The organism is Desulfurococcus mucosus DSM 2162 (assembly GCF_000186365.1).
In the GTDB taxonomy this organism is placed as follows: domain Archaea; phylum Thermoproteota; class Thermoprotei_A; order Sulfolobales; family Desulfurococcaceae; genus Desulfurococcus; species Desulfurococcus mucosus.
Genome location: NC_014961.1, coordinates 1,079,274 through 1,102,236 on the forward strand (window position 1 = coordinate 1,079,274; position 22,963 = coordinate 1,102,236).

Sequence of the window (22,963 nt, forward strand, 5' to 3'; positions counted from 1 at the left end):
GGGCGTGGTTCAAGATGACTGCACCAGGACCCGTGGCATCGAGAAATACGCATAGCCATCATCCATGCCGCTTAAAAAGCCATAATGTACTCGGGGTATAAAAGGATTAAGGCCCCGGATTCTACCCGAAGAGGGCTGAGAAGCCCTCTGAGAGAGCCTCCTCACTGAGCTCCTTAGACTCCTCCTCTTTCTTCTCCTCCTTCTTCTCCTCGGCTGCTGGGGCAGTGGCCGGGGCAGCCTGCACTGGGGCAGCCGCTACAGGGGCTGCGATCGCTTGCTCGAGGACTTTAGCTATATCTATGTTCTTGATCGCCGCTACAAGTGACTTCACCCTTACCTCGTCGACGGCTACGCCGGCTGCCTCCAGCACCTTCTTCACGTTTTCCTCACTTATCTCCTTACCGGCCTTGTACAGCAGTAAAGACGCATATATGTACTCTATACCTCACCACCTCCACGCGTTAAAGCATTACTGCTGGATTTAAATCTGAGAAACGGTTTTTAAAGCTTCCACCCCGAGTAGAGGCTTAACACACCGGGCCACTGAGAGCTGATCAATGCTTGACAAGGCCCCTGGGGCTTTACAGGTCTGACTCCCCCACCCTTAAGGGCGAGGCTTCCGATTGTAAACCTTTAACAAGTGAGGGGAACCAGTGGATCCCTGAACAGGGGATCCTCATCCTTCAGAGCGGGAAGGGTTAGATGTATCCGGGAAAGGTTTGTAAAACAAGGCTCACCTTGCCTAAGCCGGCCTACCCGAAGAGGGCTGAGAAGCCCTCTGAGAGAGCCTCCTCACTGAGCTCCTTAGACTCCTCCTCTTTCTTCTCCTCCTTCTTCTCCCCTTCCTTCCCCTTAGCCTCCTGTTGCACTTGTTGCACTGGTTGCTTAACCTCTAAGCCGAGCTCGGGCGCGTGCTTGGCTACCTCGGCTGCAAGCGCGTTGGCCTTAGCCACGGCTGCCAGTAACACTGCTTCAGCTGTCTCAGGTGTTATGAACCCTGCCTCGATGGCGAGGGAGAGTGCCTGTCTCTGCGCCTTGGCCAGCACTAGTTGCAGTACGCCTGGCTCAGGTAGAGCTAGTTCAACCGCTATCTTCAACGCGTCGAGGTGTGCAGTGGTCAACATGCCGCTATACTCCTCTAGGTTTAACACTAGTTTATCGCCCGGTATGACGACGCCGTCGTAGGCCAGCTTCGGTCTAAGCCTTATCTCCTTTAACGCGAGCCCTAGTTTCTGCAGGAGGCTTGCGAGATCGCTGGAGACAACGTCGCCAGGCTTGGCTACAACAGTATCCTTTGCAACATAGATAACGTTGCCTTGAACCTTGGTCTGTATCTTGAGTCTCCCGAAAACACTCAGCATGGGGCCGGGGGGTATACCCGTGTTGCCCTCGGGTATAACTATCTCCTTATCTGTTTTCTCACCTGGCTTGAAGTACGTCTTCGTCACATACTTGTCCATTAGCATTGCAAGCTCGAAGGGATTCATATCCGTGAATACCGCCACCACCTGACCTGTTAAGTGCTCCTTGAAGAGCTCGGGGTTTATGCCTGCTTTCTCCAGTGCTATCCCGAGTAGCCTCGGCTTCACCGCCTTCAACACGGCCTTGCCATGTAGCTTTTTCCTAAGCATCTGGATGTGGTTGGCGGGTATACCCGTGGTATCTATCAATGCGAACACACGGTGCCTCCGGAGGAGTTCAACCAGCTCCTCAACTATCTCTGCCTTCCATCTCGGTATCTCCCTACCGGTGACAGCCATGCACACCACCTCTAAACCTCCACTGGCATACCCATAGTGGTCTTGAAAACTATCTTACCTATGTTACCCATGCCTGAGGGGAGCTTGGATTCTATGGCGGAGAGCACGGCCAGCGCGTTGTCAGCCAGGTCCTCGGGCTTCATGTCCTCTGTGCCTATGGCAACCATTATCTGGGGTTGATCCTTAACCCTGGCTACAACGGTGTTCGCATATCTTTTGATAAGGCCCTGGATGTCGGCTGAAGCCGGCAGCGGCACTGGTGCCTTACCCCTGGGGCCGAGTGCAGGCCCGAGTACGCGGCCGGTTACAGCCATGAGATCTGTTCTAACCAGGATCCAGTCGCACTGCCCCGCTATTTTCTTCGCCTGCTTCTTATTAATACCCTGGAGATCCTGGCTCGTTAACACGAGCTTGGCTCCTGCCTCCCTGGCTTTAGCTGCGAGGTCGCCGTCTGCGACAACACACACGCTTCTCTCCTTGCCTCTTCCCTTCGGTAGGGTTACGAACTCCCTTATCTTGCCTGCCTGCCCCTTTACATCCACGTCTCTGAGCACTATTATCATCTCGACGCTCTGCTTGAACCTCCTCCCCTTGCCGAGCTCTATTGCCTTCCCTATTGCCTCTGCGAGTGCTTCACGAGTGTATGCAGGCATCACTCACCACCCTTACTCCACTCCTCCTCGTATTTCGAGAGGATCTCGTCGTAAGCACCCTCATCAACCATTTTCTGGACCTCCTTAGGGTCCCTGCCGTCAACAGTTATACCTATGGCTCTAGCCGTACCAAGGATGGTTTTCACAGCTGCCTTCAGGGTTTTAGCTGACAGCGACTCCTTCTTCAAAAGCGCGACTTTCACAACCTGCTCGAACGAGATGTTGCCTATCTTCTGGTGTGCTGGATCCCCTGTGGGCTGCTTGGCACCGGCCTCCTTCATGAGGAGGGCTGTAGTAGTGGGTATGCCTACACGTACCTCGAAGTCCTTTGTGTCGGTGTCTATCACTATTTCCACTGGGACCGATAACCCTTCGAAGTCCTTCGTTGCATCGTTTATTGCTTTAACGACCTGCGGTATGTTGACCTTGTAGGGTGAGAGAGTCGGGCCTAGGGGTGGACCCGGTGTAGCCTTTCCTCCCTCCACCATGACCTTTATGGTTTTCTTCACCATTTCTACGCACCCTTACTCATCTTCTTAACGTAATCACCCGGTATCGTGATGGGTATTGTGAACGTGGCTTCTAAAATATTCACTGTAAGCATGTTTTTATTTCTATCTACACCGGTTATCTTGGCACGCATGCCCTTGAACGGCCCGCGCGTTATCTCCACTATGTCGCCAACGTCAAGCTCCTCTATCACGGGCTTGGGCTTCAGGAGCTTCTCAAGCTCCTCGTAGGCTATTTTCATTGGTCTCCCTGCTTTCACATACCTTATGTCGGATACAACCCTGTAAAGCTCGCTTAGCTTCTCTACTTCGAGGAAGACATAGCCCTTTATGTCGGGCGGTATGATGATGCTTCTAACACTTGTCTCCTCGCCCTTAGCCTTCTTCTCTTCAACCCTCATACTGATGATGAATGCCACATCCAGCTCTCTTCCAACAGTGGTTTTCACAGCATAGATCCTGGCTTGCTCCTCACCGCTGGATTGCTGATCCTCCAAAACGATCACCCGGTGTACGGGTAGAGGAAGGTGTAGAATACCATTCTTATGGCGAATGATATTCCTCCAACCAGGGCGAGCCCGAGTAGACTTATCTTAAGCACCGTTAAATACTCGTCTAACCCGGGCCTCGACGCTATCAGCAGGATCCTCCTCCAAGAGTCCACTAGTTCGCGTAGATCCAAACAGCGACACCTCTACCTATCGTAAACCAGCTAAAACCCTATCAACGTATTCAATCGGGTTAAAAGGTTTTAAATCCTTGTAGTCCTGCCCAACCCCCACGAAGAGTATTGGCTTTCCCAGGACGTAGGCAAGGCTTAATGGCACACCTCCCTCCTCATATGCATCCACCTTTGTTACAACCACTCCGTCAACGCCGACCGCCTCGTTGAAGAACCTAGCCTGCTCCACTGCATCGTTGCCTGTTAAAGCATCGACAACCAGGATTTTTACATTGGGTTTAACAACTCTTACAACCTTCTTCAACTCGTTCACGAGGTCAACGTCTACATGCATTCTCCCAGCTGTATCTATGAGGAACACGTCGAAGCCCCTGCCGACCCCGTACTGTACCGCGTCGTACGCTAGGGCAGCTGGATCCCACCCGTACCTGCCTGTGAAGACAGGTATGCCTGTTCTCTCCGAGTGTATCTTCAACTGCTCTTGTGCACCGGCTCTAAACGTGTCGGCTGCAACCATTAACGGCTTAAACCCGTTTCCCCTCATGTACACGGCGATCTTTGCAATGGTCGTGGTTTTCCCGACGCCGTTGACCCCTAGGAAGACTATTTTAAACGGTTTCCTTGAGCGTGCAAGCGATACGAGGTCCAGTGCACCTAGATTGGTGAAGTAGCCTAGGAGTATCTCCCTCAACGCCTCAACGAGGTCCTCCCTGCGCTTAACCCGCCCCTCCTCGACGCGCCTGGATAGCTGGGCAGCTATGTCTTCGGCTGCCTCGTAGGCGACGTCGCTGGCCACCAGGTTTAGTTTAAACTCCTCTATCGCCTCGAGGAGCTTCTCCCTCGAGGTAAGGATGGAGGACGCCGTATCTATGAATCTTGCAAATGCCTCCTTCAGCTTCCTAAACAACTACATTATCCTCCGCTTGCTTCCTGAACCCTGCTATACGTGGTCTCAAGGATGTTTCTGAGCCTATTCATCTCTCCGACGACAGCACTATACTTTTTCTCCAACTCGTTGATCAACCTCTCCAGGCTCGCACTCCTCCTGGACACTATGTCCACTGCTCTATCCCTATCCGTCTTCAAGTAGTAGCCTAGCCCAAGGTGAACCAGCACTCTTTTACTCCACTCTTTATCCACTGTCGCCGGGATCATCGCTGTTGACAACCTGTCTACCACTATGAAGCCCTCTCCACCGTTCTCAGGCAGGCTCTTCAAGGTTTCCAAGGCGAGCTGAAGCTCCCTCTGCTGGGTTAGATAATTGTTTATCGTGGAGGCCAGTATGTTAGCGTACTCCCTCAGCTCGTTGATCCTAGCCACCAGTTCCTCGAGTGACACGCTTCTACCCGACTGCTGGGGGCCCCCGGTACTCATGGCTTCACAATCCTCTCTGCTTGCGCTAACTGCCTTATAAACGGGTTCCTTGACTCACCTGGATCTATCTCCTCAACACTCTCAACCCTTATGTGATACCTCTTCAACTTATGGTTGCTTCCCAGTATAGAGTACACTTTCTCCAGTGCATCCTTCTCGTCGACGCCTCTCACTTCCTTCGTGAACTTCTGCCATGTAGGGTACCTGTCATGGCTGATCAACATGTAGCCTGTAACCCTGTATGTTTTAACCTCCACTACTCACCACCTCCAAAGCCCCTTCTAATCCTAAGTATCTCGGGTCCTGTTGTACTGCCACCTACAACTATACCGTGATTGTTGGCTAATAAACCACTCTTCACAAACGGGACCCCGGCGTTGACGGTGGCCCGTTCAACCCTAACCCTTAGGACGCCTTCAACCGTTTTCAAATCATCCTCGCTCACATCCGGGTGGGCGACGCCCCCGTGATCGTTAACCACGAGCACGCTTCCAGGGATATCAAGGTTGACGAGGCGTGTCTGAAGGATCTCGACGCCTAGTACTCCACGTAACTCTTCAACCTCCTCCTTCTCCAGGAGGGGGCTTGCTATACACCCCTTGTTATTACATGACAGGAGATTCCCCAGTGCAGTGTAACGTGAACCAGAGACATGGAGGCGTATATCGATGCCCCGGCTGTCAAGCTGCTTCTTAATGTATTCGAGTTCATCTGCGAAGATAACCCTTGGAAGAATAATAGCGTTATCGTTGCCGGCTGTGAAAACACCATTCAACACTGTGCCAGCCACCCTTGCCTCAACCACTGCTTCAACACCTAGAACCTCTGTGAGCTCCCTTACATCGTGGCTACTGATGCCGGGGGGCAGTATCAGCACCTTGCCGTTAACGTACGCGTAGACCCCGATGTTCGAGTTGCCGAAGAAGCTCATCCTCGTGATCTCCACTAGTACCACCGTGGTCGACTACCGTGATCACGGAGATATATTTAGTCAGCGGGGTTAATAACGAATGGCGCCGTCAGCGCTTCAACCTCTTGAGGAAAACCCTTGCCTCCTTGCTCTCCTTATCGAACCTTACCTCCACTACTACTCTGCGGGGAGGCTTCTCCCGCCCCCTGGACCATATATACTTGTTGAGAAGGGGATCCACTATTATCTTCTCTGCATCCTTGAAGTGTCTTGCAACATACTTCTTCACAAGCCTGACAGCCCTGTCAGCCCTGTTCATGCGTCGCCCGAAATACACTCTCCCCAAGGGTATTACATGCGTGGATTTAACCATGCTACCGGTCTCACTCATCTAAACCACCCCTAGATGTTCTTGAGCTTACTCCTCCTCCAGTTCCTCAGGGCGAACCCCCTCCTCACTCTGAGACGTGTCTTAGCCGACACCCAGATCGGTATAGCCCTATTGGATTTCAACGCTGCAGCAAGCCTGAGCTTCCTGGCGACGTGCTTAAACCTAGCCATGGTTTAACACCTACTTCCTCTTGAACTCTATCCTTGGCTCCTTATGGGTCTGCTCATATATTTCTGAGAGGAGCCTCTTTAAAAACTCATCCGTTATAGGTATCTTCACACGGCCGCTCTGAGCCAGTGCTATCAACTGCTGCTCAAGTATCTCGGCCAGCTCGGGTTTAACGAGCCTCAGGTTGTTCAGCCTCTCCCTTGCCTCAGGCGTGAGAATCCTCCTGAGAGCCGTGTCTATCATTAAGCGCTTCTGCTTCTCCTCCTCTATACGGCGCTGTAATTCCTCAAGCTTCCTCCTCCTAAGGGCCTCAAGCTCCTCGTCATAGCCTTCGTTACCGTAGCCTGTCTCCGAGGACATGTATAAGACCCCGTATCCTCCTACCTTTGAGCAGCCTGCGGAGGCAGGTACTTCACTAGTTCCGGGTTCTCCCTGCTGAGCTCTACAAGTATCTCGAAGCTCAGTCGGTCGAGCATCGACTTACCCTGAGGGGTTAGAACCCTACCCCTCCTAGTCCTCCTCACAAGCTGGGCTTGCTCAAGCTGCTGGAGGATCTTCCTGATGGCACCGCCGGGGGCACGTATTGTTCTCTCAGGGCGCACACCCCTATTCTTCCTACCACCATACTCTCTCCTAAGCTCTGAGAGGCCGACAGGCCTCCCAGCCTTGTAGAGCTTCCTCAATATGCTTGCCGCCCTATAGTACCACCACTCCGGGTTGCTTGGAGGCCTCTCCTTATGCGAGCTCGTCTTGACGAATATACTCCACTCGGGAGGCTTCACTTCCGGGACGTTTTCCTTCAGGTACTCTGCGAGCCTGTTGATGAGCTTATCGGCTGGAACCTCCAGTGCTGTAACCACCACTGACCACCCTGGTAACCACCTAGTGGCTAAGCCTTTTTAATTAATCACCCTTACCCCCTTAATTATTGCTTCAAGGCTTTTATATATGATGAGTACTGGGAGAACCACTGTGTGAGCGAGCACTGCTACAGCTCCACAGTCAACCAGGGCGGCCTTCTCCCTCACGCCGGGGAGTAGCTACAAGCGTGATTGTGAAGCCCCTGACCTCGTATACTCTCCCACCGCTTAATCCAGCTATCCTCTCAGCGAGCTCCTCTAAGTCCCCCGTGTAGTTACTCCTAAAGGACTTCAACACCCTTATCTTGACCACTCCATGCTTCTCGAGCCTGAGCTTCACTTCATCTATGAAGCCCTGTGTCAACCCGTTCTTACCGAGCTGAAGGTCGGTTTTACCAGCTATTCTCGCCTTGATCCTCTCCCGGATGCCTTTATCATGAACCTCCTCGTCCACCCGCATTCTAAACACCTGTATACTACCCTAGACCCCTTGCCTCTACCCCTGATCCTCACGCTCAGGGTTAAACCAGGTATTAATGGTGTATGACACCTCCTACAGTAACCTCTCCTAATATACTTTGGCGGCCTCACACCCGCCTTACCGGCGATCCTCAGCATTATCTCGATGTAGCGTCTGGCTAACCCGAGATCCCCTCTCCTAGCCTCCTCAAGCGAGTACTTGTAGAGAAGCATCATCCTCTCCCTTGCAACCTCCCTGATGTACCTGCTCCTCGCCAAGTAACCCGGCCCCTCCCAGCGGGCACGCAGCATAATTATCCCTTAAACCCCGTATTAAATCGCTGAAAGGAGTGATTGAAGTGTCGGGGAAGCTGAAGATAATACTGCTTGAAGCCTCCCTGGAGACTGTTCCAGCAAGCATAGCAGCGCACCCAGCAGTAGTCAAGAGCGCTGCGAGAAGAGGCAAGAAGCCCACCGACATACTGCTCGATGTAAGCATCCACTACCACGCGATGAAGAGGCTGCCCCTTAAACATAAACGTGGGAGACCAGACATAGTGCATGTAAGCCTCCTAGAGGCCCTTGAAAGCCCGCTCAACAAGGCAGGTATGATGGAGATCTACGTGCACACATTGAACGGCCATGCAATCCTCATAAACCCCTCTACAAGGATACCCAGGAACTACAACAGGTTCACAGGGCTAATGGAGCAGTTGTTCAAGGAGGGCAGTATACCCCCGGGCTCCGCGAACCCCCTTCTACGCGTGGAGACCATGCCTCTTGAAAGGCTCCTAGAGGCTGCGGGAGCCAGGGGGCTGATACTGCTGAGAGAAGCATGTGAGCCACACAGAGTAGAGGATGTTGCCAGAGAGGCACTGGAGGAGGGGCTCGCAGTAGGAGTAGGTGGATTCCCCCACGGCGACTTCGAGGAGGAAACCCTTAGACACGCATCCAGATGCTACTCGATACACAGGGAGCCGCTCGCCACATGGATCGTTGTCTCCAGGGTGATAGCGGGCGCTGAAAGAGTACTCGGAGTTCTATCATAACGTGTTTCCAGGCCCGTGCACACTGATGAAACACCATAACCCTGTTATCCCCCAGTGGGTTGAATCAGGGCTGTCAAACCTGCATAAATACCGGGGGCCCTATTACTAGGCTTCAAGGAGGCACCTTTATGCAGGTCAGGGAGTCACGTGTAGGAGTAGAGGACCCATTTACCGAGTACATTAGGTGGAGCAGCTTAGATGTAAACGAGAATGCCAACAGGTACATTGGGCCCGGGAGCTTCTTCAGCTACCTCCTCGAGGAATACATGAAGCGCGACCTACTCGGCCTCCTGCCGGGCCACATCCTGAGGGCGCACAGGGACGGCTTGATATACATTCACAAGCTCCCGCACAGCCTCTACATACCCTACTGCACAGGGCACAGCCTGGCCAGGCTGCTTGAGAAAGGGTTGAAGACCCCGACGGTTATATCCCGCCCGGCGAGGCACCTCGACACCTTCGTAGACCACGTGGCGAACTACCTCATCACGCTCCAGCACTACTTCACGGGTGCGCAGGCGTTCTCCAGCGTCGAGTGGTACGCCGGGCCCTTCATCAGGGGGGACGGCGCCGACTACCGTGCCGTGAGGCAGAACATCCAGAGGCTCCTCTACAACCTGAACTACCCTACGAGGATCGGCCTGCAGACCCCGTTCACGAACTTCACGATAATAATGGACGCCGCGAGGAAAGCCCTGGAAGGCGACTACGCCGTGTACGACGGGAGGAAGACCGAGCCCCTGGGAGCCTACGAGAAGGAGGCCAAGACCTTCCTCCTAGCCCTCTTCGAGAACTACATGAACGGGGACAGCGTCGGGCAGCCGTTCACCTTCCCCATACCGACGCTCATGACCACCGCTAAGATGCTGTGGGAGGACCCGGAGATACATGAAGCCGTGTTCAAGACCGCGGCCAAGCGGGGGAGCTTCTACTGGCTCAACACCAGGGTCGTCGACCCCGACGCGAGCTACGCCATGTGCTGCCGCCTAAGCATCCAGAAGAACGAGCTCCTCTACGCCTACAAGAACACGGGCTTCAGCCTCTCAAGCCTCAGGAAGGATGCCGAAGCCCTCCGGGAGGAGTACTGGGGTAAGATGGAGAGGCAGAGGTTCGGCGGGCTCTGGGCGATGCCGGATATAACGGGGAGCGTGAACGTCGTAGACGTCAACCTGCCCAGGTTAGCCTTGGAGTCCAGGGGGGACGACGACAGGTTCTGGGAGCTCTACGACGAGGCGCTGGGGCTGGTGAGGGAAGCCGTCAACTGGTTCAGGAACCGCTACGTCAGGATGCTCCGGGAGCACCCCGGCTTCTACTACATGATCACCGAGTACATGCCGGAGTTCCCCGGCACACACTTCAACACCATAGGGCTGATAGGCTTACCCGAAGCCGCCGCGATACTGATGCAGGAGCCCAAGCTATGGCTCGACGGGGGTAGAAGCGACTGGCTGAGAGCCGGCGAGCTCATGAGGAGAATAGTGGAGCACGCGACGGAGACGGCCAGAAGGTGGATGAGGGAGGAGGGCACGCCGTGGAACGTCGAAGAGGTCCCCGCCGAGTCCGCCTCGCCGAGGATGGCGGAGATAGACTTGAAGAGGCACCCGGAGCTAGCCGAATACCTGCCCGACCCCTCGAACCCGGTCTACTCGACCAGCATAGCACCCTACTACGCCTCGGAGATGGAGCTACCCGAGAGGATAGAGGTGGAGGCCATGGTTCAGAAGTACTTCACCGGCGGAGTAATGATGCACATATTCCTAGCGGAGGAGCCGGAGCCCGAGGCCCTCGCCAAGCTAGCCAAGAGAATAATGGAGACCGACATAGTCTACTGGAGCTTCACGCCGGCACTCACCTACTGCCCGAGATGCAACAAGACGTACACGGGGCTACACAGAGCCTGCCCCAGGTGCGGGAGCGAGGAAGTCGAGGTCTGGAGCAGGATCATCGGATACTACAGGCCCCTGAAGAACTGGAACCCGCAGAGGAGAAAGGAGTTCTGGACCAGGCACCACTACGGGGTCTGACGACCTCAGTTTTCTAACGCTCCACCCACGTAGTTTTCAAGGAGGGATAGACCATGACCGGATCCCGCACACTCATCACAATCGCTGCAGCCATCGCGGTTGCACTAGCATCCTTTACAGCAGGGTACTACGGGTCCCCTAGCAGGACCTACACCGTCGCCGAGTCAACGACCCTCACGACCACGGTGACAACCACTGTTACGCAGACCCCTCCACCGCCGTCCGCCGAGAAGTGCGAGCTCGCGGTCGAGAGGGCGATATACGACAATCTAGTGAGCGACACGATGTTCGGCATCGTGGTCTTGGAGATAAGAGCCGGGTACAACGGCGAGGGCAACTGGGCGATTACGACCGGCAATTTCGTGCTGATCGATAGGTTCGGTAACGCCCACCGGCCGATATGCACCGCCCCGTTCGAAGTGACTTGCGGCTCCCTCACGGTGACGCCCGGCAACTACACTAGGTTTAGGGTGGCCTTCTTCATGGGGACTATGCCCTCGAAGCTGATATACAACGATACCGCACACGGCATCTACAAAGAGTTGTTCGTTCCGCCTCTGATCTACATCTCCAAGATCCTCGTCAAGGCCGAGGTTTCCGGTAATGTCACGGGGGTATACGCTCTCGGGTCGACGGCCTGGAGGTATGTAGCGTCGGGCGACGAGATGAACGAGACCATCAGGATCTACTCGCAGGCCAGCTACCCGGTTAAGGTGGTCGGGATTGGGTGCAAGGAGGGCTTCCCCGTCAGACCCCTGACGCAACTGCCCGTGGTCATCATGCCCGGCGAGAGCGCCGAGGTGGAGATCGCCGTGGCGATCCCCGCCACAGGCTTCTACGGCGACATACATATAATCCTGTATGTCGAGCCCGCCTAAGCCCTCCTCGTGTGCAAAGTTTTTCCTACCCCTGCTTGTAAAGGAAGAGCACTTGGTGCCATGTGGCATTGCCAGTTGCCAACCGCGGTTGTGGAGTTGTTTACGCATTGCCCACAGTAGTTAAATAGTGGAGTGCACACAATTTTAAGCGGTGGCCGAGTATGGGTGGCTTCAGGGAGGGCAAGATCCTGGCGGGCGCGGGCGCGCTCATCGTGGCGCTGGCCCCGCTGGTGCTCGGCTTCTTTGCGCCGTTCGCCGCGTTCGTGGGCCTGTTGCTCGTGCTTGAGGGGTTGAGAGAGGTGGCAAAGGCGTACGGCGAGGAGTCGGCGTATAAGTGGGCCGTGAAAGCCGTCGCCGTGGAGGTGGTGGGCTTCGCCGTGTTCGCCGCGCTCGGGCTGTACGCGGCGTACCTAGAGGCGACATTGTGCGAGTGGTGGTTCTGCTCTCCGACCCCGAGGGTTTTCGGGCGCGCCGCACTACTGGTGCTGGCTGCGTCGCAGCTCGCCGGGGCAACGCTCTTCAGGAAGGCCTTCGACGCGCTGGCCTCCAAGACCGGTGAAAAACTCTTCAAGGCCGCTGGCGTCGCCATGGTGGCGGGCACCGGTGCTGCGTTCGCGCTTTCGGCGGTCGCCGCGGTGCTGGCCTGGGCGGATGCGTCGCTGTCGATAGTGCCCGGGGTCATAGCGTTCGTTATCATCGCCTACGTTGCACCGCTCACCGCCTGGGTGCCCGCCGCGTTCGCCTTCCTGCTCGCGCCGGAACCACGGCAGTCGGAGCAGGCACCGGCGGGGAACAAGATCCAGCCGTAGTTTTCCTCCTCACCTCAGCGCCTAGAGGGAGGCAACAGCTTTTAGCTACTCGGGAGATGAGCAGTTAGCGTGGGCGGTGGAGATTAGCATGGAGCTCATCGGGTCCGGGTGGAAGAATGTAAGCCTGGTGGATGTGCACGGCTCTGTGACCTTCACGCTGTGGCTGTGCGGGTGCAACCTGAAGTGCCCTTTCTGCCACAACTGGAGGCTCGCCACAGGGGACAGGGAGGTGTGTAGGCCGCTGGATGTCGACAGGTTGCTCAGCGAGGTGGACTCCAGCAAGGGGTTCATAGACTACCTCCACGTCACCGGGGGAGAACCCCTCTTACAGTACAGGGGGCTCGCCGGGCTCTTCAGGAGGGTGAAGGAGATAGGGGTCCCCGTAAGCGTCAACACTAATCTCACGCTTTACAAGCCGCTTAAAACCCTGGTGGAAGAGGGTTTAATCGACCATGTTGCAACAGACCTTAAAACACCGTTCGCCGAGCTCACCGGGACCCCGCTTTCATCAAGCACGCTCTTCAAGCTCTACGTGGACTCGCTGAGACTAGTGGTTGAGAACGAGATACCCCTGGAACTCAGGATACCGGTTGCCAAGGGGCTCACCGCCGGGAGCATCGAGGAGGCTGTTGAAGCAGTGCTCCCGGTTCTCGGGAAACACGTGGATAAGACCACCGTTGTCGTGAACCCCCTGCTGACGAAGCCCTTGGTCGACCCGCGAGACCTTGAATGGTGCAGCAGGCACTGTATGCCGGATGCCCCGGAGGTTGAGACCGTGGCGGAAGCGTTCAGGCGGCGCGGGTTCAAGACGGTGGTGAGGGAGGTGCCCCGCTAGGTGTGCAGGCATCTCCCCAGCGCGAGGCTGGTCGCCTACCTACACGACTCCCCGAGGATAATCGCGTCGGCGTCGAAGCTAACGCTCTCGCCGAAGGACTTTACCTCGATAAGCGAGGGGATGAGTGGTGAAAGAGCCGAGGAGTGGGTCAGGGAGCTCGTTAAACGCGGGCACGGCTCCCCCCTCGAACACTCCCTGTTCGTTTTCGAAGTAGTGTGCAGCAGGGCGTGCAGCCACCAGTTGGTGAGGCACAGGCACGCATCCTTCTCACAGCTCTCCCAGAGGTACAGCGATAAGTACCTGAGGGGGATGATCAAGAAGGCGTGCGAGCTCACCGGGATCCCCTATGCCGAGGACTACGGAGCGTTCCTCAGGGTTCTCGGCTCGCTCTCCGCTTCGAGCCCAGGGTTCCACGACCTGCTCGACGTCGTAGCGGAGGCCTTCATAGTGCCGCCCCGCGTGGTCGAGGCCGAGGACAAAGGGTTCCTAGAGGCGTTGCTCAGAGGCGTTGAATCCTACTACAGGGCCGTGGCCAGCGGCATCTCCTTCGAGGACGCGAGATACCTCCTGCCGCAGGCTGTGAAAACCCGGCTACTGGTGTCCATGAACGCCAGGGAGCTCCTCGAAGTATTCATCCCGCTTAGAACCTGCAGCAGGGCGCAGTGGGAGGTGAGGAACGTAGCGTGGCAGATGCTCATGGAGCTGCGGCGCGTCGCCCCGGAGCTCTTCAAGTACGCGGGGCCCAGGTGCGTGCTGCAGGACGCGAGGGTTAGGGCCGCACCCTGCACCCTCGACGAATACCTAAGCGGCTCGTGCACGCCTACCGTTGAGAGATGCCCAGAGCTCGTCCCAAGAGACAGGATAGCCGAGTGCATCCGCAACGCGTTAAGGGGTGCTGGCTGCGGGCACGGCGACCTGGAGCCAGGCAGCTAGTTTGAAAAGGTGCGGCGGCCGGGATTTGAACCCGGGATCTCCGGCTTGGAGGGCCGGCGTCCTAGTCCAGGCTAGACGACCGCCGCATCCATGCTCAAAATAATCAGGCTGCCTCCACTTATAAAACTTCAGGGTCTGACCCTGAAGGATGTCGCCGGGATCGCTACAGGAGTAATTGTTGCTGCTGTATGCAGGGATTAAAACCCTTAGAGTCATACTGTGGCTTGATGATGATAAGAGGGTCTCATGAGCAGGGCTGTGATGAGAGCCGGAAACACTGAGTGCTCCCTCGTGTGGAATCAAACCCGAGGTGTAGGCCTGGTGTCAGCTGTATGAGGGTTTCCGCGAGAGACGTGCTCTCAGGTAAAGGATACGGCTTCGTAGAGCTTGTTAAGGAGCCCGTTGAACCCGAACTCGTAGATCTCAGGTTCGCCGATTTGATCCCGCAGCTGGCCTCACTACCCATAGGCGGCTGCAGGCTCTACGCGCACCAATACAGGGCGTTCCAAGCGTTGAGAGAAGGGAGAAACGTGATATTGAAGGCTGGAACGGGAAGCGGGAAAACAGAGGCATGGATGCTCTACGTCCTAGACGAGTTGTCGAAGGGTCACAGGATAAGGGTTCTAGCCCTGTATCCAACCCTGGCGCTTGCAAACGACCAGGTTAAAAGGATGAACAGGTACCTCTCCCTCTTCGGCGATGAACCATTCCAAATAGACAGTGTTAAGCGAGGGGAGTACGTGAGCCGGCACGGGGGATCCGCTATGAGGCTGAGGGCTAGGTCTGCAAGCGTAGTGGTCTCTAACCCAGCGTTCATCCTACACGACCTGAAGAAGTATCTCGTGAGGAAGCAGACGGCTCTCCTTGCAAGCCTCTACGAGAACATAGACCTCCTCGTCATTGATGAAATAGACTTCTATAGTCCGAGAAGCATAGCACTACTGCTCGCAATGACCGATGTATTGTCAACTGTGAGCGAAAAGCCTCCCCAGGTAGCAGTGCTAACCGCGACCCTCTCCAACCCAGACGACCTAGGAGCCTTCCTAAAGGAGAAGACTGGGCGAGAATACTCGGTTATCGATGGAAAACCATTCCAGGTCGAGAACAGGTATTACATAGTGCTTGGAAGAAACCTTGAACACCTATGGAAGACCATTAAGGAGGAGTGGGGGAGGATCCTTGAACACCATAGGGAGCTCGAAGAGTACAGTGACATAGTCAACGATTTCAGGAGGTTCAAGGAGAACTCGTTGAAGATACTTTCAATCCTCGAGGCACTCGGCTACCAGTTCCCTGAACCCGGTGTCGACGCTGCTGAAATAATCTCAGGCTTCATGGAGGACGAATACCTGACGATAGTGTTCACGAGGAGCATAAGCACAGCTGAAGAAATCCTGAGGGAGCTGAGGAACAGGTATGGCGAGAACATACCGGTTGCCACACACCACCATCTTGTGTCGAAGAAGAAGCGCGAGGAGGTTGAGGAGGCTGCTAGGAGCGGCCGGATCAAGATCCTCATATCCCCTAGAACACTGTCCCAGGGCATAGACATAGGTGAGGCTGCAAGGGTGATACACCTCGGGCTACCCGACGATGTAAGGGAGTTTCATCAACGGGAGGGAAGGAAGGGGAGGAGAAGGGAACTCGGCTTCGCGGAATCGGTGATAATCCCGTTCTCACGCTGGGACAGGGAGTTGTTGTCAAACGGTTTTGAAGCTTTGAGGAAATGGCTGGAGCTAGGTGTTGAGAAAACCGTGATCAATCCTTCAAACCTCTACATACATTTATTCACAGGTATCGTGAAGCTTAAGTCCCCCTGGTTTAAGGCTGAATTAAGTAGCCTCGAGGAAGAGGCTCTACGGAGAGCAGGCGTGCTGACGCAGCAGGGCGTCAATCCAAGGATGCTTGACACTGTTTTTGAAAGACTGAACTTCTACGAGTATGCACCACCCTACGGTATAAAAAGGTATATTGAAAGAGGCGGAGAACTCATACCCTTAGAGCCCATAGGGCACTGCGACCTCGTCGAAAAGTTCCAGCCCGGGTGCATAGACTATGGTGAAGACGCGCTGGTAGTAGCAATAAACCACGGTAGGACCACGAGGCATGTGAAGAGCATAGTTGAGAAGAATATAAGGGAGGTCGACTTCTACGCTGACGACGCTCTCTCAACGGCGCTTGAGGAGTACAGGTATGTGAAGCTGAACTGGGGGGAGAAACCCCAGTTAGTAAGGGATCTGCTGAGTGGTAGGATAACCAGCGAGGAGCTCTGCGTAGTATACGTCCCCGAAAACGGCTTCGGCAGATACCGGAAGATCCCTGATAGATGTATATGGACCGTTAGATCCGAGAAGCCCCGGGTGATCACCCGTGGAGGATCCCCGATAGTCTACTATGATAAGAAGACAATATACGTCCCGATGCCTACGGGAGGCGAGTACAGGGATTTCACATATGGATACATTTACACCGTGGACCCCGTGGAGAACGCTGAGCTCCTGAGACTGGCCCTCGCCACATTAATGATTATTCTCAGGAGGCGTTACGGCATAGCCTTCGAGACAATAATGTATGATGTTGTAAAAATAGGCGAGTACAAATACTTCTCCCTCCACGAGCCCGAGGCAGCGGGCTTAATAAACACGTTCAACTGGCTTGACGTGAGGAAGACTGTTGAGGAATACGTGTTCGACGACTTGGACAGGATACTTCTCTCCGAGATAGATGACATAGCGTACTCAACGCTTATAACCATGGGGTTCAACTGGGAGCCCGTCAGGCAGCAGCTACTGAGATGCATAGATTACATTCTCTCAAGGGAGAAGATAAAGGTGAGGCTAGCCGGCTTAGAGGCCGTGATCCCCAAGCCTTCTCCAGCGTTAAAGCTCCTCTCGCTCTCCATAGTCAGCGAGATACTCGACGAGGAAGCCCTGCAGCCCAGCCTACTTGTATCCCTCGGCGTCTACGATGGCGGCGGTCACGACGTAGCCGTGGAGCTGTATCCTCCAATACCCTATGTGAAGCCTCCTCCAAGACTCCTACAGCTTGAAAGACATATAGCTGAGAAGGCGGTGTACGAGGGCTACACGATCCTAGTGGAGGACAGGGACATGGTTATCCAGCAGGCTAAGAGAGCCAACCTCCGCCAACTAGTCAGCCTACTAGGGGATCCAAGCGTTAAGGTCATAGATGTATCGAAGGAGGCTGGAAAACTAGGTGTCACCGCGTCAAGCATAGAGGAGGCTGTAACTAGTGCTGTGAGCGATGAGCCGAAGGTGGATCCAGCCGAAGTCCTAAGAGTGTTTCACAATGTGCGTGAAGCCGGGAGACTCCATGGTGAGCAAGCAGGGGTGATAGAGGGTTTCACCAGGCGTAAGGCTAAAATCCTCTACCTCAAGTACCTGATCCTCAGCGAGCTAGCTAAGAGGGGTAGTCGATGATAATGCTGGATCAAGCCGTATACGTGTACAGCATGCTGGCTGGACTACTTATAATAGTGCTCCTCGCTGTCTCCTCACTCTTCGAGTTAAAGGGGATCGTTAAAATCTTCTTCACAGCCTCCTCGATAGCGCTCATAGTGCTCCACTACACCGCGCTCTACATGATGGCACGCTACGAGAGAATAGCCGTGTACCCGTTCACCATACTCGAGGAGGCTGCAGCAGGGGGAAGCATTTCACCCGATGTAGGGCAGATAACTATACTCGTGCTCCTCTTCACGTGGAGAAGGGAAGCCGCGAACACCCTGAGGAGGCTGCTACGGTTTGAAAACAATCATGAAGCTCAACCCCGGTAGGCTGCTTCAATGCAGGATACTGACGCGCGTGAACCGTTTCACCGTGCTCACAGAGGTTAACGGCACACCTATGGAAGCCCACATAAACAACACTGGCAGACTCACCGGCGTCCTCGAACCCGGTAGAACCGGGCTGTTTTCATCTTGATGTCTTCTAGAAAAGTTTATAAGCTTTGAGACTATTCATGTTTTTTGATAGTTATGGATTCCGAAAGATTGTTAAGACCTAGTGAGACTTGTAGGATACTCGGCGTTAGCTACTCCACTCTTCGCAGGTGGATTAGCGAGGGACATATTAAGGCCATTAGGACTGTTGGCGGCAAGTACAGGATTCCGTACAGCGAGGTCGAGAGACTTCTAGGTCTAAAACCAGAGGTGAAGGAGGTTAGAGCCGTCATATATGCTCGCGTTTCCTCTGCCGATCAGCGGAACGATTTGGAGAGACAGACGCAATACTTGTTTCAATACTGTGCGACGAAAGGATATAGAGTTGTTGAAATCCTAACAGACATTGCTAGTGGGTTGAATACAGAGCGGAGAGTGTTGAGAAGACTTTTCGACTTAGTGACGAACAGATCGGTAGATGTCGTAGTCGTTGCGTATAAAGACAGGCTGACGCGATTTGGATTTGAATATTTGGAGTACTTCTTCAGGAAATTTGGCGTTAGGATCGAGGTTGCCTTCGGAGAAGAACCCAAAGACGCAATGCAAGAGCTAGTAGAGGACATGATAGCAATAATTGCATCATTTGCCGGCAAGCTATACGGCATGCGTAGTCACAAGAAGAAAAGGCTCATCGAAGGTTTTAGAAAACTCGTAGAGGAGGTCAGCCATGACTAGCCTTCTAACGCGAACTGTCATCGTGCCCAGCTCGCGACTGGGTTGGCGGAAGTTCAACGCTCTAAGGGAGCTTGGGGAGAAGTACAGAGAGTTCGTTGTCCATCTCGTGGAGTACGGCTTCAAACACGGCGTTAAGTCATTCACCGGGCTAAAGAAGGCGAAGTATCGAGAACTTAGGGAGAGGTATCCAGGCCTCCCATCGCACTATGTACATACGGCTTGCCAAGACGCCGCTCAGCGCGTAAGGAGCTTTCTAGCGTTGAAGTGCAAGGGAAAAGCAAAGACTGGTGGGCCAGAGGTGAGGAAGGTAAGCATCTGGCTCGACGACCACCTGTGGAAGTCAGAAGGCTACACAGCGATAAAGGTGGCTACGCACAGAGGGTGGATCATGATACCGCTCTGGCCCACCAAGCTGTTTTGGAGGTACGTTAACAGCGGTTGGCGGTTGAGAACGCAGATCCGCCTTAAACTTGACGAGAAGAGAAGGGTAGCCTACGTATACTTCGTTTTTGAGAAGATGGTGGAGGAAAGGCCGACGAGGAGCGTCATTGCCGTAGACCTTAATGAAAATAACGTGACGGTGAAGGCAGGAGACAAAGTATATATTCTTGAGACGAGGATTAGAAAAATAACCGTGGGCTACCACAACAGAAGAGAAATCCTACAATCCACGAAGGGAAATCGATATGCGAGTCGCATGGTGAAGCGTAATGAGTTTAACAAGAAGAATGACATTAGAAGGAAGGTAGCTAGTCTCATCGTCAGAGAGGCAGAGAGGTTAGGCGTTGCAATTGCGGTTGAAAATCTGCCTAGAGAAGCACCGAAGGACATGATTAAAGACGTGGACGATCCAAAGCTTAGAGATAGAATATACCGAGCCGGCTTTAGGAGCATGGTTAGGGAAATCGTGCAGAAAGCGAGAGAGAAGGGGATTCCAGTCATAAAGGTCAACCCAAGAGGCACTTCCTCCACCTGCCCGCAGTGCGGGGGGAGGCTGGTGAGGGGCAATGCCCCGAGGTCTCTCCTCTGCCTGCATTGCGGGTGGGAAGGAGGGAGAGACATTGCTGCGGTGATGAACATCGAGAGGAGAGCTTTGGAAAAACTCGCGGAGGGCCGCGTGCCGTTCGGCCCCATGCCCAGTGAACCCACACCGGAGGTAGCATGGCTACCGATGAGGGCGTGGGCGAGGAGAAAGTCCCTAGATATGATCGAACATAAATGGATGAGGATGAATATCTAGGGACAAACGGCTAAAGGATTCATGCTATACTGCGGCATCGATGGGGAGATAGGTGGAGTCGTGGAGGAGGCGGCCTCCATGGGTGTAGTGTTTAAGGCTATTTCAATATACTTCGATGCATGCAGCAACAGCATTGTGCTGGAGAACCCTGATCTCCCAGTAGACTTGAAGAAGAAGTGCATGGAGAGGTGAGCTGATTCCTCAAGCAATATCCAGGACTATCTGGCCGAGGTGGCCTCCCTTCTTCAACTCCTCAAGGGCCTCGTTGGCTTCTTTCAACCCATATGTCTTAACCTCCGGTTTCACACCGTGTTTCTCAGCGATCTCCAGGAACTCGCGTACATCCCTCCTCGTCACGTTGGCAACGCTCTTAACCTCCCTCTCATACCATAGGAGGCTGTAGTCGAGTCTCTCCACCGGCGTCATGTATATCTCGGCTAACACAACTCTACCGCCCTTATCAACCTTCCTTAACGCCTCGATGAAGACCTGTGAAACCGGCGCGTAGACTATCGCTGCGTCAAGCTTACGCGGTGGCTCCTCGCTTGTTCCACCAGCCCATTCAGCCCCGTTCTCAAGCGCCTTCTCTATCTTCCACCTGCTGCTTGTGAACACGTAGACCCTTAACCCGAGCCTCCTAGCCACCTGGAGCACTAGGTGTGCAGCCGCCCCATAGCCGAATAAGCCGAGCACTGCATCGCTTCGACCGAGGAGCCCGGTGAGCTTAAGCGACCGGTAGCCCACTGCCCCGGCACACATTAATGGCGCGGCATGCTCGTCACCTATACTACCAGGGATCCTGTGTATGAAGCCGGCCTTAGCCACCATGTACTCAGCGTAACCCCCGTCAACACTATACCCTGTGAACAAGGCGTTCTCACAGAGGTTTTCAAGCCCTCTCCTACAATACCTGCATTCACCGCAGGAGTAGTATAGCCATGGGACCCCAACCCTCTCCCCTGGGGAGACCCCTTCAACACCCTCGCCAACCTCCTCCACCACGCCCACAACCTGGTGGCCCGGTATCACTGGGAGCTTCACGGGCTTTAACTCGCCTTCAACAATATGGAGGTCTGTCCTGCATACACCGCACTTGTGAACCCTTATCAATACCTCGCCCCTGCCAGGGCTCGGCTTGTCTACATCCATGTATCTAAGCGGCTTCGACTCAATGGGGGACGGGGAGTATAGAACCATCGCCTTCAACTACATGCACCCGGCGGCATCCACCACTACCTAATGAATGAACCCGTTTAAATAGCGGAAACACTTTAAAAACCGTGTCCAATATGTAATCATATCCAGGTTGCCGCCGTAGTATAGCCCGGTCAAGTATGCGGGCCTCTCGAGCCCGTGACACCCTAGGTCCGTTTAAAGGGTGCGGGAAACCCGGGTTCAAATCCCGGCGGCGGCACTCCACCCGTCTAGCACATTACGTCCTCGACCCGGCTTCATCAACCCTCCAGTAGACCAGTGATGCGGTCACCATGATGTAGAGCCCTAGGGTGAGGGCTAGGGAGTAGGCTACGTAGAAAGCCGGGTCAAAGATCATTAATGACAGTGAATCCAGGAGCCTCCATGTGTTTACATCGGGGTTTTCAAGGTGGACGTGGCTCCACCAGCTTGTAGGGAATGCCACGGGCCACAGGCCTATCCATATGTAGATGAATAGTGAAACAGGTTTCAAAACCCTCCACTTCCCACTTACCAAGATCAGGGATATGGCTGCCACCAAGGGTACTAGGTACTGGTGGTTCACCCTCCAGTAGGATGCCGTGAACACCGCGTAACTGGTGAACGCTGCTGCGAGAAGATCCCCGCCCCTCCTGTAGTATGTGAGGAGCGTGAGAACAGTTAGCACAGTGAATGGAATCCACCAGGATTCGATAACCCAGAGATTGCTCTCCCTGCGTATAAAGGTGATCAGGCTTGACACGCCGTTGAAACTATACACGAGTGGCTCGGTGAAACCCGGCCTCGAAGTCTCGGCGAACGCTTGTACCAGTAGAGCTAGGCTGGGCGGGCTAGCCACTATGAACGGGGTGAAGGGTACTAGAGCACCGGCAGCAACGGCTAGGATACTGTTGAGGAAGCCTCTTGAAGCCCCATGCCTCCTGAAGGCGTCCACTAGGAAGACCAGTACCGGGGGCAGGATTGTCTGCTTAACTGAGAGAGATAGGCCTGTGATGAATAAACCTGTGAGCTCACGCCCCTTGTACATGTAAAGGTATGCCCCGAGAAGGAGGAGTGATAGCGCGATGTTATCGAACATGCCGTAGATCGCTGAGATATATATCGTCATCGGGTTCAGCAGGTACAGTAGTGATGCAAGCGTAGACCTAACCCTGCCAACCCGCATTGCTTTCCAGGCGATTAGAAATATCAGCAACCCCACTAGGATGTCGAAGGCCGTGAACACGGATTTAACGGCTGCACACCATGATGGCGATACATATATGTTCAACCCCGTGTCCCTGACAACCTTCACAGGGTCACTTACAAGCAGCCTCAGGGGAGCCAGCGTGAAGAGGAGCACGGGTCCATAGATGTATCTCCACGGGTACGGCCAATTGTTACCCGGTGCCTCCCAGTAGTTGTACTCATAGAAGCTGAAACCGCGGTGAAGAAACGTGTCGGCGAAACCCGCGAACTGAACCACGTCGCTTCCACAGGTAGTCGAGAGGAACGGCGCCCTCACAGCTACACCGGCTACGATGAGGAGTAACACTATTACTACACTGCCCAGCCTCCCCGTGGCTTCAACGGATCCACGGGCCAGCTTAACCACCCTTC

31 protein-coding genes and 2 tRNA genes are annotated in these 22,963 nt (G+C 54.5%); 13 read left to right on the forward strand and 20 right to left on the reverse strand.

Features of this window, described 5'->3' with window-relative positions; all coding sequences use genetic code 11:
- Window positions 1-121: 121 nt before the first annotated feature.
- The 17 genes from rpl12p to DESMU_RS05710 form a co-directional block, all read right to left on the reverse strand.
- Window positions 122-442, reverse strand: a complete 321-nt coding sequence (gene rpl12p, locus DESMU_RS05635) for a 50S ribosomal protein P1 (RefSeq protein ID WP_013562631.1) — start codon at window positions 440-442, stop codon at window positions 122-124.
- A 310-nt stretch (window positions 443-752) separates the two neighbouring features.
- A complete protein-coding gene (locus DESMU_RS05640) occupies window positions 753-1,760 on the reverse strand; it encodes a 50S ribosomal protein L10 (RefSeq protein WP_013562632.1) in 1,008 nt (335 codons plus the stop codon).
- 11 nt (window positions 1,761-1,771) lie between these two features.
- Complete coding sequence (locus DESMU_RS05645; RefSeq protein ID WP_013562633.1) at window positions 1,772-2,413, reverse strand: 50S ribosomal protein L1; 642 nt, start codon at window positions 2,411-2,413, stop codon at window positions 1,772-1,774.
- Entirely contained in the window at window positions 2,413-2,925 is a 513-nt protein-coding gene (locus DESMU_RS05650; protein WP_013562634.1) for a 50S ribosomal protein L11, read from the reverse strand. Before DESMU_RS05650 ends, DESMU_RS05645 begins: the two co-directional genes overlap by 1 nt.
- 2 nt (window positions 2,926-2,927) lie before the next feature.
- Entirely contained in the window at window positions 2,928-3,419 is a 492-nt protein-coding gene (locus DESMU_RS05655) for a transcription elongation factor Spt5 (protein WP_013562635.1), read from the reverse strand.
- A gap of 5 nt (window positions 3,420-3,424) precedes the next feature.
- Entirely contained in the window at window positions 3,425-3,604 is a 180-nt protein-coding gene (locus tag DESMU_RS05660) for a SecE/sec61-gamma family protein translocase subunit (RefSeq protein ID WP_013562636.1), read from the reverse strand.
- 16 nt (window positions 3,605-3,620) lie between these two features.
- On the reverse strand, window positions 3,621-4,511 hold the full coding sequence (gene ftsY / locus DESMU_RS05665) for a signal recognition particle-docking protein FtsY (protein ID WP_013562637.1): 891 nt from the start codon (window positions 4,509-4,511) through the stop codon (window positions 3,621-3,623).
- A gap of 5 nt (window positions 4,512-4,516) precedes the next feature.
- The gene (gene pfdA / locus DESMU_RS05670; protein WP_013562638.1) at window positions 4,517-4,978 is read right to left on the reverse strand and encodes a prefoldin subunit alpha; all 462 of its coding nucleotides are present in this window, start codon (window positions 4,976-4,978) and stop codon (window positions 4,517-4,519) included.
- A complete protein-coding gene (rpl18a, locus tag DESMU_RS05675; protein ID WP_013562639.1) occupies window positions 4,975-5,235 on the reverse strand; it encodes a 50S ribosomal protein L18Ae in 261 nt (86 codons plus the stop codon). Before rpl18a ends, pfdA begins: the two co-directional genes overlap by 4 nt.
- Window positions 5,235-5,924, reverse strand: coding sequence for a translation initiation factor IF-6 (locus DESMU_RS05680; protein ID WP_013562640.1), 690 nt, complete (start codon window positions 5,922-5,924; stop codon window positions 5,235-5,237). Before DESMU_RS05680 ends, rpl18a begins: the two co-directional genes overlap by 1 nt.
- A 73-nt stretch (window positions 5,925-5,997) precedes the next feature.
- On the reverse strand, window positions 5,998-6,279 hold the full coding sequence (locus tag DESMU_RS05685; RefSeq protein ID WP_013562641.1) for a 50S ribosomal protein L31e: 282 nt from the start codon (window positions 6,277-6,279) through the stop codon (window positions 5,998-6,000).
- An 11-nt stretch (window positions 6,280-6,290) separates the two neighbouring features.
- Window positions 6,291-6,449 carry a 50S ribosomal protein L39e gene (locus DESMU_RS05690; RefSeq protein ID WP_013562642.1) on the reverse strand — a complete coding sequence of 53 codons (159 nt, stop codon included), beginning with the start codon at window positions 6,447-6,449 and terminating at the stop codon, window positions 6,291-6,293.
- A 10-nt stretch (window positions 6,450-6,459) separates the two neighbouring features.
- Window positions 6,460-6,807: a DNA-binding protein gene (locus DESMU_RS05695; RefSeq protein ID WP_013562643.1), complete on the reverse strand. Its 348-nt coding sequence runs from the start codon at window positions 6,805-6,807 to the stop codon at window positions 6,460-6,462.
- A gap of 20 nt (window positions 6,808-6,827) precedes the next feature.
- Entirely contained in the window at window positions 6,828-7,307 is a 480-nt protein-coding gene (locus DESMU_RS05700) for a 30S ribosomal protein S19e (RefSeq protein WP_013562644.1), read from the reverse strand.
- 39 nt (window positions 7,308-7,346) lie between these two features.
- A complete protein-coding gene (locus DESMU_RS07270; RefSeq protein WP_280980593.1) occupies window positions 7,347-7,475 on the reverse strand; it encodes a hypothetical protein in 129 nt (42 codons plus the stop codon).
- Window positions 7,450-7,767: a YhbY family RNA-binding protein gene (locus DESMU_RS05705; protein WP_013562645.1), complete on the reverse strand. Its 318-nt coding sequence runs from the start codon at window positions 7,765-7,767 to the stop codon at window positions 7,450-7,452. Before DESMU_RS05705 ends, DESMU_RS07270 begins: the two co-directional genes overlap by 26 nt.
- Window positions 7,707-8,045, reverse strand: coding sequence for a ribonuclease P protein component 4 (locus tag DESMU_RS05710; RefSeq protein WP_013562646.1), 339 nt, complete (start codon window positions 8,043-8,045; stop codon window positions 7,707-7,709). The genes DESMU_RS05705 and DESMU_RS05710 overlap by 61 nt, the downstream gene beginning before the upstream one ends.
- A gap of 80 nt (window positions 8,046-8,125) precedes the next feature.
- On the opposite strand from DESMU_RS05710, the gene DESMU_RS05715 reads away from it, so the two are divergent.
- From DESMU_RS05715 to DESMU_RS05740, 6 genes are all read left to right on the forward strand, one after another.
- Entirely contained in the window at window positions 8,126-8,815 is a 690-nt protein-coding gene (locus tag DESMU_RS05715) for a 16S rRNA methyltransferase (protein WP_013562647.1), read from the forward strand.
- Window positions 8,816-8,943: 128 nt separating this feature from the next.
- Window positions 8,944-10,839, forward strand: a complete 1,896-nt coding sequence (locus DESMU_RS05720; RefSeq protein ID WP_013562648.1) for an anaerobic ribonucleoside triphosphate reductase — start codon at window positions 8,944-8,946, stop codon at window positions 10,837-10,839.
- Window positions 10,840-10,892: 53 nt separating this feature from the next.
- Window positions 10,893-11,717, forward strand: coding sequence for a hypothetical protein (locus DESMU_RS05725; protein ID WP_013562649.1), 825 nt, complete (start codon window positions 10,893-10,895; stop codon window positions 11,715-11,717).
- A gap of 161 nt (window positions 11,718-11,878) precedes the next feature.
- Entirely contained in the window at window positions 11,879-12,526 is a 648-nt protein-coding gene (locus DESMU_RS05730; protein ID WP_013562650.1) for a DUF996 domain-containing protein, read from the forward strand.
- 88 nt (window positions 12,527-12,614) lie between these two features.
- A complete protein-coding gene (locus tag DESMU_RS05735; RefSeq protein ID WP_013562651.1) occupies window positions 12,615-13,361 on the forward strand; it encodes an anaerobic ribonucleoside-triphosphate reductase activating protein in 747 nt (248 codons plus the stop codon).
- The gene (locus DESMU_RS05740) at window positions 13,362-14,294 is read left to right on the forward strand and encodes an FAD-dependent thymidylate synthase (protein ID WP_013562652.1); all 933 of its coding nucleotides are present in this window, start codon (window positions 13,362-13,364) and stop codon (window positions 14,292-14,294) included.
- 10 nt (window positions 14,295-14,304) lie between these two features.
- Here the strand turns inward: DESMU_RS05740 and DESMU_RS05745 are convergent.
- A tRNA-Gly gene (locus DESMU_RS05745) sits at window positions 14,305-14,380 on the reverse strand.
- A gap of 246 nt (window positions 14,381-14,626) precedes the next feature.
- On the opposite strand from DESMU_RS05745, the gene DESMU_RS05750 reads away from it, so the two are divergent.
- The 6 genes from DESMU_RS05750 to DESMU_RS07205 are packed head-to-tail and all read left to right on the forward strand — an operon-like array spanning window position 14,627 to window position 20,362.
- Window positions 14,627-17,734: a DEAD/DEAH box helicase gene (locus DESMU_RS05750; RefSeq protein WP_013562653.1), complete on the forward strand. Its 3,108-nt coding sequence runs from the start codon at window positions 14,627-14,629 to the stop codon at window positions 17,732-17,734.
- A complete protein-coding gene (locus tag DESMU_RS05755) occupies window positions 17,731-18,090 on the forward strand; it encodes a hypothetical protein (protein ID WP_013562654.1) in 360 nt (119 codons plus the stop codon). The genes DESMU_RS05750 and DESMU_RS05755 overlap by 4 nt, the downstream gene beginning before the upstream one ends.
- Window positions 18,071-18,238 carry a PDDEXK family nuclease gene (locus DESMU_RS07115; RefSeq protein ID WP_148222880.1) on the forward strand — a complete coding sequence of 56 codons (168 nt, stop codon included), beginning with the start codon at window positions 18,071-18,073 and terminating at the stop codon, window positions 18,236-18,238. Before DESMU_RS05755 ends, DESMU_RS07115 begins: the two co-directional genes overlap by 20 nt.
- 53 nt (window positions 18,239-18,291) lie before the next feature.
- Window positions 18,292-18,930: an IS607 family transposase gene (locus DESMU_RS05760; RefSeq protein WP_013562655.1), complete on the forward strand. Its 639-nt coding sequence runs from the start codon at window positions 18,292-18,294 to the stop codon at window positions 18,928-18,930.
- Entirely contained in the window at window positions 18,923-20,170 is a 1,248-nt protein-coding gene (locus tag DESMU_RS05765; protein ID WP_013562656.1) for an RNA-guided endonuclease InsQ/TnpB family protein, read from the forward strand. The genes DESMU_RS05760 and DESMU_RS05765 overlap by 8 nt, the downstream gene beginning before the upstream one ends.
- Window positions 20,171-20,191: 21 nt before the next feature.
- Window positions 20,192-20,362, forward strand: coding sequence for a hypothetical protein (locus DESMU_RS07205; RefSeq protein ID WP_154657794.1), 171 nt, complete (start codon window positions 20,192-20,194; stop codon window positions 20,360-20,362).
- A gap of 9 nt (window positions 20,363-20,371) precedes the next feature.
- Here the strand turns inward: DESMU_RS07205 and DESMU_RS05770 are convergent, their stop codons facing one another.
- The gene (locus DESMU_RS05770) at window positions 20,372-21,376 is read right to left on the reverse strand and encodes a zinc-dependent alcohol dehydrogenase family protein (protein ID WP_013562657.1); all 1,005 of its coding nucleotides are present in this window, start codon (window positions 21,374-21,376) and stop codon (window positions 20,372-20,374) included.
- A 102-nt stretch (window positions 21,377-21,478) separates the two neighbouring features.
- On the opposite strand from DESMU_RS05770, the gene DESMU_RS05775 reads away from it, so the two are divergent.
- Window positions 21,479-21,584 (forward strand) — tRNA-Glu (locus tag DESMU_RS05775).
- Between the two features lie 18 nt (window positions 21,585-21,602).
- On the opposite strand, the gene DESMU_RS05780 is transcribed toward DESMU_RS05775, so the two are convergent.
- Window positions 21,603-22,958 carry a hypothetical protein gene (locus DESMU_RS05780; RefSeq protein WP_013562658.1) on the reverse strand — a complete coding sequence of 452 codons (1,356 nt, stop codon included), beginning with the start codon at window positions 22,956-22,958 and terminating at the stop codon, window positions 21,603-21,605.
- Window positions 22,959-22,963: the final 5 nt, after the last annotated feature.